Source organism: Aminiphilus circumscriptus DSM 16581, assembly GCF_000526375.1.
GTDB classification, from domain to species: Bacteria; Synergistota; Synergistia; order Synergistales; family Aminiphilaceae; genus Aminiphilus; species Aminiphilus circumscriptus.
The window spans coordinates 515,746-532,080 of the sequence record NZ_JAFY01000005.1 but is presented as its reverse complement, the minus strand read 5'-3'; the positions used below and the strand labels follow the sequence as shown (position 1 = coordinate 532,080).

Below are 16,335 nucleotides of genomic sequence, written 5' to 3'. Positions count from 1 at the left end.
TTTTTCAAAATCCTTGTTTTCTCGGGAAAAACGGCGAAGTCGGGACAAGATGCTGAAAAACCGTGTTCTCGGCATCTGCGGTTCCTACAGTTGGAGCAAGGGTGCCTTGGCGGCCCTGCTCCAGTTCGGCGAAAAAGGGGATTGGGAGATCGTGGGGCCTCATGTAGAAGTCTGTTCGGCGCCTACCCAGGAAGATCTCGAGAGTTGCCGGGAGTTGGGAAGGAACATCGCCGCCGCACTCTAGACGGAGAAGAGCACATCCATTCGAACAAAGCACGGAACCCCTCTTCGGGCGCTGAACATTGCTCCCGAAGAGGGGTTCCGTGCGGCGTGGGATCGGGGAGAGATGGTGTAGTAGAAAAAATGCCGGCAGGACGGTTTGTCAGCGCTTGCCGTACCGTTCCTCCCCGTAGGATACGTATTTCTTGCCTTCACCGGATTTCTCGGAAAGGTTCTTCCGCAGTTCCTCCAGAAGTTGTTTTTTACGACGATCTTCCACGGCAGGGCCTGAGACGTCCCGGTCGAAACGCCCCATCTGCACGAGCATCTCGAGATCGCGCACGTCCTCGGAAATCTGATCTGCAAGGCGAATCACGTCCAGCGACTCGTCGGGATTGTCCCTCATGAAGGCGCGGGCTTTTTCGTACACGGCATCAAGCCGTTTCATGCATCGAGGACAGATTTTCGGCCCTGTCGTGGCAAAGGGCTTGGCGCAGAGATCGCAGGTGATCATTTCCATAGTCGAGACCTCCCCGTCCGAAAAGGCTTGCAAACAGAAAACCCACACTTTCCCCTCTCTTTATCGGAAAGAGCGGGTGCATGTCGGAGAAATGGACTTGGGCCTTCAGACTCATGATACCACAAAACCGTCTGGGCGGAAATTTCCAGGATCTCGCCGGGAATGAAAAATCTGGTGTATGATGCCTTCATTCCCGCCGGTCGGCAGAGGCATTCAGGTGATGTGCAAGCACAGCGGCGGGGAAAACGTAGGGAATAAAATAAACTGAATTATGGGTAATTATCGTGTAAACGAGAGTCCCTTGTTGCATTCCGGAGCCGCCTGGAGAATAATAAGGTCTCGTATACGTGCGTGCAGGATTGTCCGTTGCCAGAGACCACAGAACATTTTTCGGATGTTTCGGGAACAGGGTGTCGGTGCGACGGAGAGCGAGGCGGACCCGGGAGGCCCTTCGCGACGCAGATTTAAGGGAGGGGAATTATGGTGTTCAAGGAGGAAGCGCTCAAAAGGATTGAGAGGGAGAAACAGGCCTTCGAGGCGCGGATGGAGAAGTTGCGACAGAAACGACCCGAACAGCGGGAAGTGTTTGCGACGGGGAGCGGCATCCCCGTGAAGACGGTCTATGCTCCCGACGATATCAAGGATCTCGAATACCTCGAAGATTTGGGAATGCCCGGAAGTTTCCCCTTTACGAGGGGTGTCCAGCCTAATATGTACCGTGGGCGATTCTGGACCATGCGCCAGTATGCCGGTTTCTCCACGGCGGAGGATTCCAACGCTCGGTATCGGTATCTTCTTTCCCAGGGGTCGACGGGACTGTCCGTCGCTTTCGATCTGCCCACTCAGATCGGTTACGATTCGGATCATTCCATGGCTCAGGGAGAGGTCGGCAAGGTGGGTGTGCCCGTCGATACCCTGGCGGACATGGAGATCCTCTTCGACCAGATTCCCCTCGATCAGGTCACCACATCCATGACGATCAACGCTCCCGCCTCGATTCTGCTGGCCATGTATATCGCTCTTGGCGAGAAGCAGGGCGTTTCGGCGGACAAGTTGGGCGGAACCATTCAGAATGACATCCTCAAGGAATACATCGCTCGGGGTACGTATATCTTTCCCCCCAAGCCTTCCATGCGTCTCATCACGGATATCTTCGCCTTCTGCAGCAATCACGTTCCCAAGTGGAACACCATTTCCATCTCCGGGTACCATATCCGCGAAGCAGGTTCCACCGCAGCCCAGGAGATCGCTTTTACCCTCGCCGACGGTATCGCCTATGTGGACGCGGCCATCAAGAAGGGGCAGGATCCGAACGTCTTCGGCGAGCGGCTTTCCTTCTTCTTCAACGCCCATAACGATTTCCTCGAGGAAGTGGCCAAGTTCCGAGCTGCCCGGCGTATCTGGGCGAAGATCATGAAGGAGCGTTTCGGCCTCACCAACGACAAGGCGATGATGCTCCGTTTCCACACGCAGACCGGAGGCAGCACGCTCACGGCGCAGCAGCCCGAGAACAACATCATCCGTGTGGCCTTCCAGGCCCTCGCTGCGGTTCTCGGCGGAACGCAGTCCCTGCACACGAACAGCATGGACGAGGCTCTCGCCCTTCCGACGGAGAAGAGTGTCGGCATTGCCCTGAAGACGCAGCAGATCATTGCCTATGAATCCGGCGTCTGCAACACCGTGGATCCCCTTGCCGGGAGCTATTACATCGAAGCCCTGACGAAGACCCTCGAAACGCAGGCGTTGGAGTATATAGAGAAAATCGATGAGATGGGCGGTATGCTCGTGGCCATCGAAAAGGGGTATGTGCAGCAGCAGATCCAGGATGCGGCCTATGCCTACCAGAGAGCCGTCGAGAGTGGCGATGCGGTGGTGGTCGGTGTCAACAAGTTCCAGATCAAGGAAGATAATTCCGGTCGCGAACTCCTCCGCGTGGATCCCAGCGTTGGAGTGCGTCAGGTCGCGAAACTCAATGCAGTCAAGGCTGGTCGTGACAACCTGAAGGTCAAAGCGGCTCTCGAAGACATCCGGAAAGCCGCTCGGGACGAGGGAACGAACCTTATGCCCTTTATTCTCGATGCCGTCCGGTGCTATGCTTCGGAGGGCGAGATCTGCGGCGTGCTTCGCGAGGAGTTCGGCGAATATCGGGAGAACATCGTTCTCTAAATTCCCGGATTTCGCGGATGTTTCGATCCTGAATTCGAAAAAGCGACGCATGGAGGAGGAGAAGCCATGAGCGAAAGAAAGATCCGCGTGGTTGTTGCCAAACCCGGCCTGGACGGGCACGACCGCGGTGCGAAAGTCATTGCCCGTGCGTTCCGAGATGCGGGCATGGAAGTCATCTATACCGGTCTTCGCCAAACTCCGGAACAGATCGTCGAAACGGCGATCCAGGAGGACGCCGACGCCATCGGCATCAGCATCCTTTCCGGAGCGCACGAACATTATTTCCGCACCATCATCGACATGCTCAAGGAGCGGAACGCGGAGGACATCATTGTCTTCGGCGGCGGCGTCATTCCGGAAAATGACGTGCCGAGCCTTCTGGAGATGGGCGCAGGAGCGGTCTTCGGTCCGGGGACGCCCACGACGGAGAGCATCGAGTGGCTTCGGAAAGCGGTGGAGGAGAAAAGGGCGAAAGAAGTGCAGTCCTAGAGCGTGCCCGGAACGTTTTGTGCCCTGCCCGGGAGGAGCCGGCAGGGCCTCTTGTCTGGTCTGTCGCTCGCCTTTCCGCGAAAGCACCCGAACTCTTTTTTCGGGGGCCGACGAGTAAAAACGCAGGGGGTGCGCATCATTATGAAGGTCACAGTGGTCGACCATATCGGTATTGCGGTACAGAGCATCGATGAGTCTCTGAAAATCTGGGAGGCTGCTCTTGGAATTGCTTGTACAGGCGTCGAAGAGGTGGAGGAGCAGAAGGTCAAGACGGCCTTTTTGCCCGTGGGAGACACGGAGATCGAGCTTCTGGAAGGAACGGCTCCGGACAGCCCGGTGACCAAGTTCATCGAGAAGAAGGGAGAGGGCATTCACCATATCGCTCTCCGCGTGGAGAACCTTGAGGAAACACTCGCGGAACTCAAAACCAAGGGAATTCGTCTCATCGACGAGACACCTCGCTACGGTGCCGGTGGTGCCCGAATCGCCTTTGTGCATCCTAAAGCGACAGGTGGCATTCTTCTGGAAATCTCGGAACGGTAGCGCGAAACACGAACGGAACGGCGGGGTCTTTTCCTCTCCGTTCCGTTCTGTCGTATGTGGTGTCCGTATGCGGCGTGGAGATGGAGGTATGCGGACGGGTGCATGTGCGACCCGTCGAAGCAGGACGAGGAGGTTATGGTAGATGTCGGAGAAGAGCATCGACCAGCTTTGCGAGGAACTGTTGGCGAAACGGGAACGAGCGCAAAGCGGAGGCGGCGGTAAAGCCGTGGAGAAGCAGCATGCCTCGGGAAAGCTGACGGCGCGGGAGCGCATCGCGAAGCTTCTTGACGAGGGGAGCTTTGTGGAGATCGACGAATTCGTGGAGCATCGCTGCACGAACTTCGGCATGGAGACGAAAGTGTTTCCCGGGGACGGAGTCGTGACGGGCTACGGGACCATCGACGGCCGCATCGTGTACGTGTACAGCCAGGACTTCACCGTCATCGGCGGTTCCCTCGGCGAGGCGCACGCGAAGAAGATCTGCAAAGTGATGGACCTTGCCGTGAAGAACGGAGCCCCGGTCATAGGGATCAACGACTCCGGCGGCGCCCGAATCCAGGAGGCCGTGGACGCTCTTTCGGGTTACGGCAACATTTTTTTCCGAAACGTCCTGGCGTCGGGAGTGGTGCCCCAGATCTCCATCATCGCCGGTCCGTGCGCCGGAGGCGCCGTGTACAGCCCCGCCCTGACGGACTTCACCTTCATGGTGGACAAAGTGGGCATCATGCACATCACCGGCCCTGCAGTCATCAAGGCAGTCACCGGGGAAGAAGTCACAAGTGAACAGATCGGAGGCGCCCTGACCCACAACAGCAAATCCGGCGTGGCCCAGTTCTATTGCGCCACCGAGGACGACTGCCTCCGCCAGGTGCGCCGCCTTCTGGGCTACCTCCCCTCGAACAACCTGGAGGACGCCCCCTGGGAAGAGACCGACGAAGACCCCTTCAGCGTCAACCCCGCTCTCCGGACCCTCGTTCCCACCAACCCCAACAAAGGTTACAACGTCATCGACGTCATCAGCGGTGTGGTGGACAAAGAAAGCTTTCTGGAAGTGCAGCCTCTGTGGGCGCGGAACATCGTCACCGGCTTTGCGCGGGTGGGAGGCATCGCCATCGGCATCATCGCCAACCAGGCCAATTACATGGCGGGTTGCCTCGACATCGACGCCTCGGACAAAGCCAGCAAATTCATTCGCTTCTGCGACGCCTTCAACATTCCCGTAGTCACCTTCGAGGACGTTCCCGGCTATCTCCCCGGGCGTGCCCAGGAAGAGGGCGGAATCATCCGTCACGGAGCGAAGATGCTCTACGCCTACAGCGAAGCCACCGTTCCCCTCGTGACCATCATTCTTCGGAAAGCCTACGGAGGCTCGTACCTCGGCATGTGCAGCAAAGACCTCGGAGCGGACGTCGTGCTCGCGTGGCCCCAGGCGGAGATCGCGGTCATGGGAGCTGAAGGAGCGGCGAACATCGTTTTCCGGAAAGAGATCGAGAGCGCCGCGGACCAGGTTGCCGTGCGGAAGCAGAAGATCGACGAGTACAAAGAAGCCTTCGCGAACCCCTATGTGGCAGCGGCGCGGGGTTTTGTGGATCGCGTGATCCTTCCGGAGGAGACCCGTGGAGCGCTGTACCAGGCACTTCTGCTGACGGAGGGGAAGAAGGAGCAGCGTCCGAAGCGGAAACACGGGATCATGCCGCAATAGGCACGAGGGAAGGGGGAGACGTACATGGAACTGGCATCCCATTTTGTCGGAGCGGGAGGCGCGGTGATCCTGGCGCTCATCGCCTTCAGCATCGTCTTTCTGGTGCTCATCGGATTGAGTCTCATCATTGTGGGGAACAAGTGCCTTTCCGAAGTCGTGGACAGCAGAAAAAAGCAGCAGATTGCTTCTTCGACACCCAAGCCGGCAGCCCCAGCTGTTTCCCGGTCTGTTGCCACCGGCGCTTCCCAGAACGCTGACGAGGAAAATCTCGTCGCGGTTCTCACCGCGGCGGTGGCGGCGACGCTCGGCAGCGCCGTCACGGTGACGAACGTGCGTCCTGTTTTCGCCGTCTCCAGACAGGCGGGGAGCGGAAGCGGCTGGAGGGCTCTCGCTCGTACCTGCAATCTGGAGGGGCAGGGATTCTAGTTTCTGAGCCGAGGAATTTTTTGGTGTCGTGACTTTTCTCCCGGGATGACAAAGTTGCGGCGTGGTGCTGTCGTGACGGGGGAATTGGCGCCTTTGTACGTGCCTTAAAGAGGATCCGGCCAGTTCATTCGGTGTTCCCCTGGTCTTTACTTTTAGAGAACGCCGCAGTGATGGTTTGTAAGGCGGTTCAGTACGGCGACACGACGTGGCGATTGACTCGGGGCTTTTGCCAGTGCGGTGTGCAATCGGCTGTTCGTTTGATCGCAGGATTTCTGTGGTCTCGGAAAGAACCGGAACACTCGTTTTCTCGGAATGTGCCGGAGTGAGCTGTTGCGACGGTGGCATACGGTTCTGTGCATGGTCCCGCACCTCGAGAGTCGATTGCTGTTCCGGATGTTACGCTTTCGCTTCGTGAAGAAACCCTCATGTTTTTTAATCTTGCACTCTCCCAAGGAGGAAGGAAGAAGATGGCCCGAACGTTTCGAATCGCAGTGAACGGCAAGAGCTACGACGTGGAAGTTGAAGAGATCAAGGGAGGCGCATCGCCTGCTCCTGTGGCGGCGCCCGCGCCCGTGGCCGCCGCGGCCCCGGCGCCGAAGGCGTCTGCGCCCGCACCTGCGCCCGCACCTGCGGCGGCGCCGGCTCCGGCGGCTCCCGCCGGAGGCGACGTGGTGAGTTCCCCCATGCCCGGCAAGATCCTGAAAGTGGCGGTTTCCGTGGGAGCCTCCGTGAACCCCGGAGATCTGCTGGTCGTTCTGGAGGCCATGAAGATGGAGAACGAGATCCAGGCGCCAAGCGGAGGAACAGTGAAGGAAATACGCGTCAAGGAAGGTGATTCCGTCAACACCGGCGACGTCCTCGTCGTCGTGGGCTAGTAGAGTTCCTGCCGTTCCCCGGGAACGAGGGAGGACGAACAATGCTGTATGTGGAAGCACTGCGTAGCATTTTAGAACAGTCCGGATTTCTGGGCCTCACGGGTGGTCATTTCGTCATGCTTGCCGTGGCCCTGGTGCTCCTCTATCTGGCCATCGGCAAAGGCTTCGAGCCGCTTCTGCTCGTGCCCATCGCCTTCGGCTGCCTGCTCGTGAACCTTCCCCTGTCGGGCATCATGGACGAGGGAGGCTTTCTTCGGTACGTGTTCTACGGAGCGGAGCACGAGATCTACCCCGTGATCATCTTCATGGGCATCGGAGCCCTGACCGACTTCGGCCCTCTCATGGCGAACCCCATCACCTTTCTTTTGGGGGCGGCGGCGCAGCTCGGCGTGTTCGTAGCCCTTTTTCTCGCCATGGTCATGGGCTTCAGCGTGCGTGAAGCGGCGAGCATCGCCATCATCGGAGGCGCGGACGGCCCGACGAGCATCTACCTCACCATGAAGATGGCGCCCCAGATCCTCGGTGCCGTGGCCGTGGCGGCGTACAGCTACATGTCGCTCGTGCCGCTCATCCAGCCGCCGGTGATCCGCCTTCTGACCACCAAGGCCGACCGGGGCATTCGTATGGACCAGCTCCGCCCCGTGAGCAAGACGGAAAAAGTGCTCTTTCCCATCGTGTGCACCATGGCGGCCGGTTTGATCCTGCCCGCCTCCGTGCCGCTCGTGGGCGTGCTCATGTTCGGCAACCTCCTTCGGGAGTGCGGCGTGACGGAGCGTCTGAGCGGAGCGGCGCAGAACGAGATTCTGAACGCTACCACGATCTTCCTTGGCCTGTCCGTGGGAGCCACCATGGATGCCACGAGTTTCCTGACCATAGGGACCCTGAAGATCATACTTCTCGGTCTTGTGGCCTTCGTTTTCAGCACGGCGGGGGGTGTGCTCTTCGGCCAGCTCATGAAGACACTGTCCGGCGGAAAGATCAACCCCATGATCGGTGCGGCGGGAGTTTCCGCGGTGCCCATGGCGGCCCGGGTGGTGCAGCGCATGTGCCAACGGGAATTTCCGAGCAATTTTCTTTTGATGCACGCCATGGGGCCGAACGTGGCGGGCGTGATCGGGACCGCCGTGGCGGCGGGAGCGATGCTGACGTTGCTCACGCACTGACGGAGAATGCCGTGTTTTGCAGGAACCAGACGCAGGGGGCCTTCCGTACGGAAGGCCCCCTGCGTTATTGTAAAAATCCTCAAAAAGTTATGGAAGCTCTGAATAAAGGCCTTTGGCTTTTCCTTGACTCTGGTCGCGTCAGGCTCTGCGAGGCGCCCCGCGGGGCTGACGCAGCCTTATTCAGAGATTCCTTAAGTGTGATGACACGGACGAACTGTGTCGGTATGAACGTTGCCTCTTCGTTGCCATTCTTCTCTTTTTCAGTTTGTCGAAAAAACATTGCTGTGTAGTGTGTCAGAGGTTTTTCTCATGCCATCGGATCTCCACGTGCGATGTGGCGAGTCTCTTTTTCACGACAGAACGCAAGGCGTTCATGATTTAAGCCGCTCTGTATGCACGATGACGCAAAAAGATCCGTTGCTTGACGCGATCTCCGTTGACCTGTATAAATGACCGTAACAACGACGCGAAGGAGATTATTTCGTCGTAATAGTCAGAAAAATATAGAAGCATCGGTACCGGAACCGCCTTCGGTACCTTCAAACGGGAGTTCTCCACAGTTCGCATTTTCGCGGTCGATACCTCGTATTGTCGTTGCTTCCACAGGAGCCTGCCCGGTTCCCAGCCGTTTTCGTTCAAGATTTTCGTCTTGAAAATCGGGAACTGAGAGAGAATACGCTCTCCGTCAGGAATGACGTTTTTCCGGAGAAGAGAACCACGGGCGGACTGTCGAGCATTTCCCTGGATCGGAATCATTCTGTGAGGAACGCCTTCGCTCGGAGCGGAACGTTGTTCACGCTGCGGAGGCTTGAGTGACGGGCTGTCCCGAGTCGCCGAGGGGCAGAAGCAGGACGAGGAGGTTATGGTAGATGTCGGAGAAGAGCATCGACCAGCTTTGCGAGGAACTGTTGGCGAAACGGGAACGAGCGCAAAGCGGAGGCGGCGGTAAAGCCGTGGAGAAGCAGCATGCCTCGGGAAAGCTGACGGCGCGGGAGCGCATCGCGAAGCTTCTTGACGAGGGGAGCTTTGTGGAGATCGACGAATTCGTGGAGCATCGCTGCACGAACTTCGGCATGGAGACGAAAGTGTTTCCCGGGGACGGAGTCGTGACGGGCTACGGGACCATCGACGGCCGCATCGTGTACGTGTACAGCCAGGACTTCACCGTCATCGGCGGTTCCCTCGGCGAGGCGCACGCGAAGAAGATCTGCAAAGTGATGGACCTTGCCGTGAAGAACGGAGCCCCGGTCATAGGGATCAACGACTCCGGCGGCGCCCGAATCCAGGAGGCCGTGGACGCTCTTTCGGGTTACGGCAACATTTTTTTCCGAAACGTCCTGGCGTCGGGAGTGGTGCCCCAGATCTCCATCATCGCCGGTCCGTGCGCCGGAGGCGCCGTGTACAGCCCCGCCCTGACGGACTTCACCTTCATGGTGGACAAAGTGGGCATCATGCACATCACCGGCCCTGCAGTCATCAAGGCAGTCACCGGGGAAGAAGTCACAAGTGAACAGATCGGAGGCGCCCTGACCCACAACAGCAAATCCGGCGTGGCCCAGTTCTATTGCGCCACCGAGGACGACTGCCTCCGCCAGGTGCGCCGCCTTCTGGGCTACCTCCCCTCGAACAACCTGGAGGACGCCCCCTGGGAAGAGACCGACGAAGACCCCTTCAGCGTCAACCCCGCTCTCCGGACCCTCGTTCCCACCAACCCCAACAAAGGTTACAACGTCATCGACGTCATCAGCGGTGTGGTGGACAAAGAAAGCTTTCTGGAAGTGCAGCCTCTGTGGGCGCGGAACATCGTCACCGGCTTTGCGCGGGTGGGAGGCATCGCCATCGGCATCATCGCCAACCAGGCCAATTACATGGCGGGTTGCCTCGACATCGACGCCTCGGACAAAGCCAGCAAATTCATTCGCTTCTGCGACGCCTTCAACATTCCCGTAGTCACCTTCGAGGACGTTCCCGGCTATCTCCCCGGGCGTGCCCAGGAAGAGGGCGGAATCATCCGTCACGGAGCGAAGATGCTCTACGCCTACAGCGAAGCCACCGTTCCCCTCGTGACCATCATTCTTCGGAAAGCCTACGGAGGCTCGTACCTCGGCATGTGCAGCAAAGACCTCGGAGCGGACGTCGTGCTCGCGTGGCCCCAGGCGGAGATCGCGGTCATGGGAGCTGAAGGAGCGGCGAACATCGTTTTCCGGAAAGAGATCGAGAGCGCCACGGACCAGGTTGCCGTGCGGAAGCAGAAGATCGACGAGTACAAAGAAGCCTTCGCGAACCCCTATGTGGCAGCGGCGCGGGGTTTTGTGGATCGCGTGATCCTTCCGGAGGAGACCCGTGGAGCGCTGTACCAGGCACTTCTGCTGACGGAGGGGAAGAAGGAGCAGCGTCCGAAGCGGAAACACGGGATCATGCCGCAATAGGCACGAGGGAAGGGGGAGACGTACATGGAACTGGCATCCCATTTTGTCGGAGCGGGAGGCGCGGTGATCCTGGCGCTCATCGCCTTCAGCATCGTCTTTTTGGTGCTGGTCGGATTGAGTTTGGTCATTCGGGGAAACAAGCTTCTCGCTACATCCGTGGACAACAGAAAAAAGAACAGGGCGGCAAAAGTGGAAGCGCCCGCGCCGTCGAAACCAGCTGCTCCGTCGGTCGTTTCCGTCGCGCCTGCTGCATCCGTGCAGGTTCAGGGCGAGGATGAGGACGAACTCGTCGCGGTTCTCACCGCGGCGGTGGCGGCGACGCTCGGCAGCGCCGTCACGGTGACGAACGTGCGTCCTGTTTTCACCGTCTCCAGACAGGCGGGGAGCGGAAGCGGCTGGAGGGCTCTCGCTCGTACCTGCAATCTGGAGGGGCTTGAATAGCGTTTCCGCGTGCCGTCCCTTCCGGCCATGTTCGGAAGAGGCGGTTGCGACGAAAAAGACGACCAACTCTCGTGCGGATCGGTTTTGCGCGTCTGTCGGGGAGGTGTTTCCTTTATCGGGCAGACCGGCATTCCGAGCGGATGAAGTGTGGATACGAACTCCCAAGGAGGAAGGAAGAAGATGGCCCGAACGTTTCGAATCGCAGTGAACGGCAAGAGCTATGACGTGGAAGTTGAAGAGATCAAGGGAGGCGCATCGCCTGCTCCTGTGGCGGCGCCCGCGCCCGTGGCCGCCGCGGCCCCGGCGCCGAAGGCGTCTGCGCCCGCACCTGCGGCGGCGCCGGCTCCGGCGGCTCCCGCCGGAGGCGACGTGGTGAGTTCCCCCATGCCCGGCAAGATCCTGAAAGTGGCGGTTTCCGTGGGAGCCTCCGTGAACCCCGGAGATCTGCTGGTCGTTCTGGAGGCCATGAAGATGGAGAACGAGATCCAGGCGCCAAGCGGAGGAACAGTGAAGGAAATACGCGTCAAGGAAGGTGATTCCGTCAACACCGGCGACGTCCTCGTCGTCGTGGGCTAGTAGAGTTCCTGCCGTTCCCCGGGAACGAGGGAGGACGAACAATGCTGTATGTGGAAGCACTGCGTAGCATTTTAGAACAGTCCGGATTTTTGGGCCTCACGGGCGGTCATTTCGTCATGCTTGCCGTGGCCCTGGTGCTCCTCTATCTGGCCATCGGCAAAGGCTTCGAGCCGCTTCTGCTCGTGCCCATCGCCTTCGGCTGCCTGCTCGTGAACCTTCCCCTGTCGGGCATCATGGACGAGGGAGGCTTTCTTCGGTACGTGTTCTACGGAGCGGAGCACGAGATCTACCCCGTGATCATCTTCATGGGCATCGGAGCCCTGACCGACTTCGGCCCTCTCATGGCGAACCCCATCACCTTTCTTTTGGGGGCGGCGGCGCAGCTCGGCGTGTTCGTAGCCCTTTTTCTCGCCATGGTCATGGGCTTCAGCGTGCGTGAAGCGGCGAGCATCGCCATCATCGGAGGCGCGGACGGCCCGACGAGCATCTACCTCACCATGAAGATGGCGCCCCAGATCCTCGGTGCCGTGGCCGTGGCGGCGTACAGCTACATGTCGCTCGTGCCGCTCATCCAGCCGCCGGTGATCCGCCTTCTGACCACCAAGGCCGACCGGGGCATTCGCATGGACCAGCTCCGCCCCGTGAGCAAGACGGAAAAAGTGCTCTTTCCCATCGTGTGCACCATGGCGGCCGGTTTGATCCTGCCCGCCTCCGTGCCGCTCGTGGGCGTGCTCATGTTCGGCAACCTCCTTCGGGAGTGCGGCGTGACGGAGCGTCTGAGCGGAGCGGCGCAGAACGAGATTCTGAACGCCACCACGATCTTCCTGGGCCTGTCCGTGGGAGCCACCATGGATGCCACGAGTTTCCTGACCATAGGGACCCTGAAGATCATACTTCTCGGTCTTGTGGCCTTCGTTTTCAGCACCGGAGGCGGCGTGCTCTTCGGCCAGCTCATGAAGAAACTGTCCGGCGGAAAGATCAACCCCATGATCGGTGCGGCGGGAGTTTCCGCGGTGCCCATGGCGGCCCGGGTGGTGCAGCGCATGTGCCAACGGGAATTTCCGAGCAATTTTCTTTTGATGCACGCCATGGGCCCGAACGTGGCGGGCGTGATCGGGACCGCTGTGGCGGCGGGAACCATGCTGACGTTGCTCACGCACTGACGGAGAATTCCGTGTTTCGCAGGAACCAGACGCAGGGGGCCTTCCGTACGGAAGGCCCCCTGCGTCGTGCGATGATGCCCGTTTTGCGAGGTCGCCTGTTGTCCGAATCCTCCTCTGCGCCGCTGGAACCACAAGACATCCGGATCGGAAATCGCGTTGCGTGCTCTCCGCAGGAATTCTGACATCATCACGAGAGAGGGTGCATATCTCGATGTTTTGGAATCTCTGAATAAGGCTACGTCAGCCCCGCAGGGCGCCTCGCAGAGCCTGATGCGACCCGAGTCAAGGAAAATCGAAAGGTCTTTATTCAGGGTTTTCTTTTTTCTGCGATTCCGTTCCCGTGAATGATCCTTTCGTTTTCCGATCTTTCGAAGGCGTTCTGAATTTGTCGCCGATGCTCGAACCGCAGAAGAGGTTTGGCATTCCTCCGCTCGATGGTATGCTGTTTCGAGAAGGAGGGGATGTAGCATGCGATCCGTAGCTGTCTCTGCCGTGACCGATCTCGTGGAAAAACTTCTGCTTGAGGCGAATTACGGAATTCCCCGCAATGTGGTCCTGGCTTTGGAGAGGGGGCGTGTCGAGGAAACGTCCACCCTTGGAAAGGCTGTACTGGAGGACATCCTCGAAAATCATCGCATCGCTGCGGAGGAACGCGTGCCTGTGTGCCAGGACTGTGGTCTCGCGGTGCTTTTCTGTGACGTGGGTCAGGACGTGCATTTCGAGGGCGGCAACTTCGAGGATGCCCTGCACGAGGGTGTCCGTCGGGCCTATACGGAGGGATTCCTCCGGAAGTCCGTCGTGACCGACCCGCTGTTCCGGAGGAGTAACACCGGGGACAACACACCGGCGGTGGTGCATCTGCGCCTTGTCCCGGGAGAGGAGGTTCATATCTCCGTGGCCCCCAAAGGAATGGGCAGCGAGAACATGAGCGCTCTGCGCATGATGAAGCCCGCCGACGGTGTCGAAGGTGTGGTGGAGTTCGTGGTGGAGACGGTGCGCAAAGCGGGACCGAATCCCTGTCCGCCCGTCGTGATCGGCGTCGGTATCGGAGGTAATTTCGAGACCGCTCCCCTCGCCGCGAAGAGAGCCTTGCTTCGGCCTCTGGGTAAGCCCCATCCCGATGAGGAATATGCGGTTCTCGAAAGACGCCTCCTTGCTGCCGTGAATGCTCTGGGCATCGGACCTGGAGGATACGGAGGGCGCGTCACCTGTCTCGGCGTCGCCGCGGAATGGCTGCCCACCCACATCGCCGGCCTTCCCGTGGCGGTGAACCTCTGTTGCCATGCCCTTCGCCACGCCGAGGGCATTCTGTAAGGAGGCGAGGACCATGCATTCGAGTGAACCGCGTTCCATCGTAACGCCTTTGGACGAGGCGGCGCTTTCGTCTCTTCGGGCTGGAGATCTGGTTCTTTTGAGCGGTTCCGTCTACACGGCCCGCGATGCGGCGCATCGGCGCATGGCGGAATGCCTCGAAAAGGGCATGGCGCTTCCCCTCTCCCTTTCCGGCCAGGTGATCTACTATGCCGGACCGGCTCCGGCAAAGCCAGGACGCGTGATCGGCCCCATCGGTCCGACCACGAGTACGCGCATGGACCCTTATACCCCTCTTCTTCTGGCCCAGGGACTCAAGGGCATGATCGGCAAAGGACGAAGGTCTCCCGAGGTGGTACGTGCCATTCGGGAACATGGTGCCGTCTATCTCGGTGCCACCGGTGGCGCGGCGGCGCTCCTCGCCCGATGTGTCCGGTCCGTGCGGATCGTGGCCTATGAAGACCTGGGACCCGAGGCGATCCGGGAACTCGTTGTGGAAGACCTTCCTCTCGTGGTGGTGGTGGATTTCCGCGGGAACGATCTCTACGAGATCGGCCCCGCAGCCTTTACCCGACAACAATGAGGATCCTGACTTTTTTGAGACGTCGTATGCCCGATGGTGAGGAGCGGCTCTTTTCCCGCCGCATCTTTCGCAGTCTGGGGAACAGAGGGAAGGGATTTTGCCATCCTCTGAAGATTCGGACGAAGATCATCCTCATGGGACTCGCGTTCTTCGGCGCGAGCCTCGCCGTGGTCGGTTTCGTGACGAGCCGGAAGATTGTGGCCCAGTTCGAGACTCGCCTCGGTGAAAATGCCATGAATGTGGCCCTCTCGGTCTCGGAGATCCCCGATATTCAGCGCTCGCTGGGCAAACCTGGAGGTGAGCGGGTAATTCAGCCCATTGCAGAGCGGATCCGACAGAAAACCGGCGCGGAGTATATCGTCCTCTTCGACATGCGAGGAGTCCGATACTCCCATCCCGTGGAGGAGCGTATCGGAAAAACCTTTGTGGGAGGCGACGAGGGGCTCGTCTTTCGCGGAGAGACCTATGTGTCCAAGGCGGTGGGAACGCTCGGGCCGTCCATGCGGGCCTTCGTTCCCGTCTATTTCGAGGGAGACCAGGTCGGGGCCGTTGCCGTGGGCATTCTTCTGACGGAAGTACGCAAACAGGTGGGGGTGCTCAATCGTTTTCTCCAGGTCGCATTGCTCCTCGGTCTTGGAGTGGGGTTTCTGGGAGCTACTGTCCTTGCCTGGGATATCAAGCGGGCCATGGGTGGTCTGGAGCCCCACGAAATCGCCCGGGTTGTCCAGGAACTGGACAGCGTGATCGAAGCCGTCCCGGAGGGAATCGTCGCCGTCGATGCGGAAGGACGAATCCGGCTTATGAATCGAAGGGCGGAGGAGCTGCTTCGGGTTGAAGGCGATTCTGTAGGGCGCAGTGTGGAGGAGGTGATTCCCTCCACGCGCCTTCCCGCAGTGCTCGCCACGGGCGAGAGCGAACTGGACCAGGAGCAGAATCTTCTGGGATCGCGCATTCTCACGAACCGGATTCCCGTAAAGGTGAAGGGGCGCGTCGTCGGTGCCATCGCGAGCTTTCGGGACATGACCCAGGTCCTTTCCATGGCGGAGGAACTCACGGGAGTCAAGCGCTACGTGGAGGCTCTGCGGGTGCAGAACCACGAATTTCTCAATAAGCTCCAGGCCATATCGGGTCTCGTCCAGCTCGGTGAATATGCGAGAGCGGTGGAGTTCATCTCCGGCATCGTCGAAACCCAGCGCTCTCTCATGTCTTTCATCGCCCGGCGTGTCAAGAATCCTTCCTTGGGAGGACTCCTTCTCGGAAAGTCCGGTCGCTGCAAAGAATTGAATATCTCCTTCTCTCTCGATCAGGACAGTTTCTGTGGTCCTCTTGAGGATCTCGATAGCCAGGCTCTCGTTCTGGTCGTGGGCAATCTCCTGGAAAATGCGATGGAGGCGGTCCTTCAGGAAGCACCGGAGCGAAGAGTCGTGGAAATTTCCATTTTCGACGAATCGGGGGGAATTCTCGTGAGTGTCCGTGACACAGGCGGAGGTATTTCTCCCGATCTTGTGGAGCACATTTTCGAGAAGGGTTTTTCCACCAAAGGTCTCCAGAGGGGATATGGCCTCTTCAACGTGAAGAACGTCGTGGACGCCTGCGGAGGAGATGTGAGCGTGCACGCTCGTCCCGGAGGCGGAACGGAGTTTCTCGTGCGCATTCCCCATGGAACGAAGGAGGGCGATTCCCGAGGGGGGTGACGGCGGTTACCGGCCCCTCTGCGGAAGGAGGAGAA

Annotated in this window: 16 protein-coding genes; 15 read left to right on the top strand and 1 reads right to left on the bottom strand. The window is 59.4% G+C overall.

Translation table 11 applies throughout. The features are described 5' to 3' along the window. The first annotated feature begins 49 nt into the window (after nt 1–49). On the top strand, nt 50–244 hold the full coding sequence (locus K349_RS0109785) for a hypothetical protein (protein WP_029165635.1): 195 nt from the start codon (nt 50–52) through the stop codon (nt 242–244). Between the two features lie 138 nt (nt 245–382). Here K349_RS0109785 and K349_RS0109780 read toward each other — a convergent pair whose 3' ends face one another. Continuing rightward, nucleotides 383–739, bottom strand: coding sequence for a hypothetical protein (locus tag K349_RS0109780; RefSeq protein WP_029165634.1), 357 nt, complete (start codon nt 737–739; stop codon nt 383–385). Between the two features lie 483 nt (nt 740–1,222). On the opposite strand from K349_RS0109780, the gene K349_RS0109775 reads away from it, so the two are divergent. From K349_RS0109775 to K349_RS0109700, 14 genes are all read left to right on the top strand, one after another. Beyond that, nucleotides 1,223–2,905 (top strand): acyl-CoA mutase large subunit family protein, encoded by a 1,683-nt coding sequence (locus K349_RS0109775; RefSeq protein ID WP_029165633.1) that lies wholly within the window; start codon nt 1,223–1,225, stop codon nt 2,903–2,905. A gap of 66 nt (nt 2,906–2,971) precedes the next feature. After that, nucleotides 2,972–3,394, top strand: a complete 423-nt coding sequence (locus K349_RS0109770; RefSeq protein ID WP_029165632.1) for a coenzyme B12-dependent isobutyryl CoA mutase small subunit — start codon at nt 2,972–2,974, stop codon at nt 3,392–3,394. A gap of 141 nt (nt 3,395–3,535) precedes the next feature. Continuing rightward, on the top strand, nt 3,536–3,937 hold the full coding sequence (gene mce / locus K349_RS0109765; RefSeq protein ID WP_029165631.1) for a methylmalonyl-CoA epimerase: 402 nt from the start codon (nt 3,536–3,538) through the stop codon (nt 3,935–3,937). Between the two features lie 142 nt (nt 3,938–4,079). Continuing rightward, the gene (locus tag K349_RS0109760) at nt 4,080–5,639 is read left to right on the top strand and encodes an acyl-CoA carboxylase subunit beta (RefSeq protein WP_029165630.1); all 1,560 of its coding nucleotides are present in this window, start codon (nt 4,080–4,082) and stop codon (nt 5,637–5,639) included. 24 nt (nt 5,640–5,663) lie between these two features. After that, the gene (locus K349_RS0109755) at nt 5,664–6,065 is read left to right on the top strand and encodes an OadG family protein (protein WP_029165629.1); all 402 of its coding nucleotides are present in this window, start codon (nt 5,664–5,666) and stop codon (nt 6,063–6,065) included. Nucleotides 6,066–6,532: 467 nt separating this feature from the next. Continuing rightward, on the top strand, nt 6,533–6,940 hold the full coding sequence (locus tag K349_RS0109750) for a biotin/lipoyl-containing protein (protein ID WP_029165628.1): 408 nt from the start codon (nt 6,533–6,535) through the stop codon (nt 6,938–6,940). Nucleotides 6,941–6,981: 41 nt separating this feature from the next. Continuing rightward, nucleotides 6,982–8,103 carry a sodium ion-translocating decarboxylase subunit beta gene (locus tag K349_RS0109745; RefSeq protein WP_034265305.1) on the top strand — a complete coding sequence of 374 codons (1,122 nt, stop codon included), beginning with the start codon at nt 6,982–6,984 and terminating at the stop codon, nt 8,101–8,103. A gap of 869 nt (nt 8,104–8,972) precedes the next feature. Then, complete coding sequence (locus K349_RS0109735; RefSeq protein WP_029165625.1) at nt 8,973–10,532, top strand: acyl-CoA carboxylase subunit beta; 1,560 nt, start codon at nt 8,973–8,975, stop codon at nt 10,530–10,532. Between the two features lie 24 nt (nt 10,533–10,556). Beyond that, complete coding sequence (locus K349_RS0109730) at nt 10,557–10,973, top strand: OadG family protein (protein WP_029165624.1); 417 nt, start codon at nt 10,557–10,559, stop codon at nt 10,971–10,973. Nucleotides 10,974–11,153: 180 nt separating this feature from the next. Further along, nucleotides 11,154–11,549: a biotin/lipoyl-containing protein gene (locus K349_RS0109725; protein ID WP_029165623.1), complete on the top strand. Its 396-nt coding sequence runs from the start codon at nt 11,154–11,156 to the stop codon at nt 11,547–11,549. 41 nt (nt 11,550–11,590) lie between these two features. Continuing rightward, nucleotides 11,591–12,712: a sodium ion-translocating decarboxylase subunit beta gene (locus tag K349_RS0109720; RefSeq protein ID WP_034265302.1), complete on the top strand. Its 1,122-nt coding sequence runs from the start codon at nt 11,591–11,593 to the stop codon at nt 12,710–12,712. Nucleotides 12,713–13,180: 468 nt separating this feature from the next. Beyond that, the gene (locus tag K349_RS0109710) at nt 13,181–14,026 is read left to right on the top strand and encodes a fumarate hydratase (RefSeq protein WP_029165621.1); all 846 of its coding nucleotides are present in this window, start codon (nt 13,181–13,183) and stop codon (nt 14,024–14,026) included. Between the two features lie 13 nt (nt 14,027–14,039). Next, nucleotides 14,040–14,606: a Fe-S-containing hydro-lyase gene (locus tag K349_RS0109705; RefSeq protein WP_029165620.1), complete on the top strand. Its 567-nt coding sequence runs from the start codon at nt 14,040–14,042 to the stop codon at nt 14,604–14,606. A gap of 14 nt (nt 14,607–14,620) precedes the next feature. Continuing rightward, the gene (locus K349_RS0109700; protein WP_169731334.1) at nt 14,621–16,300 is read left to right on the top strand and encodes an ATP-binding protein; all 1,680 of its coding nucleotides are present in this window, start codon (nt 14,621–14,623) and stop codon (nt 16,298–16,300) included. Nucleotides 16,301–16,335: the final 35 nt, after the last annotated feature.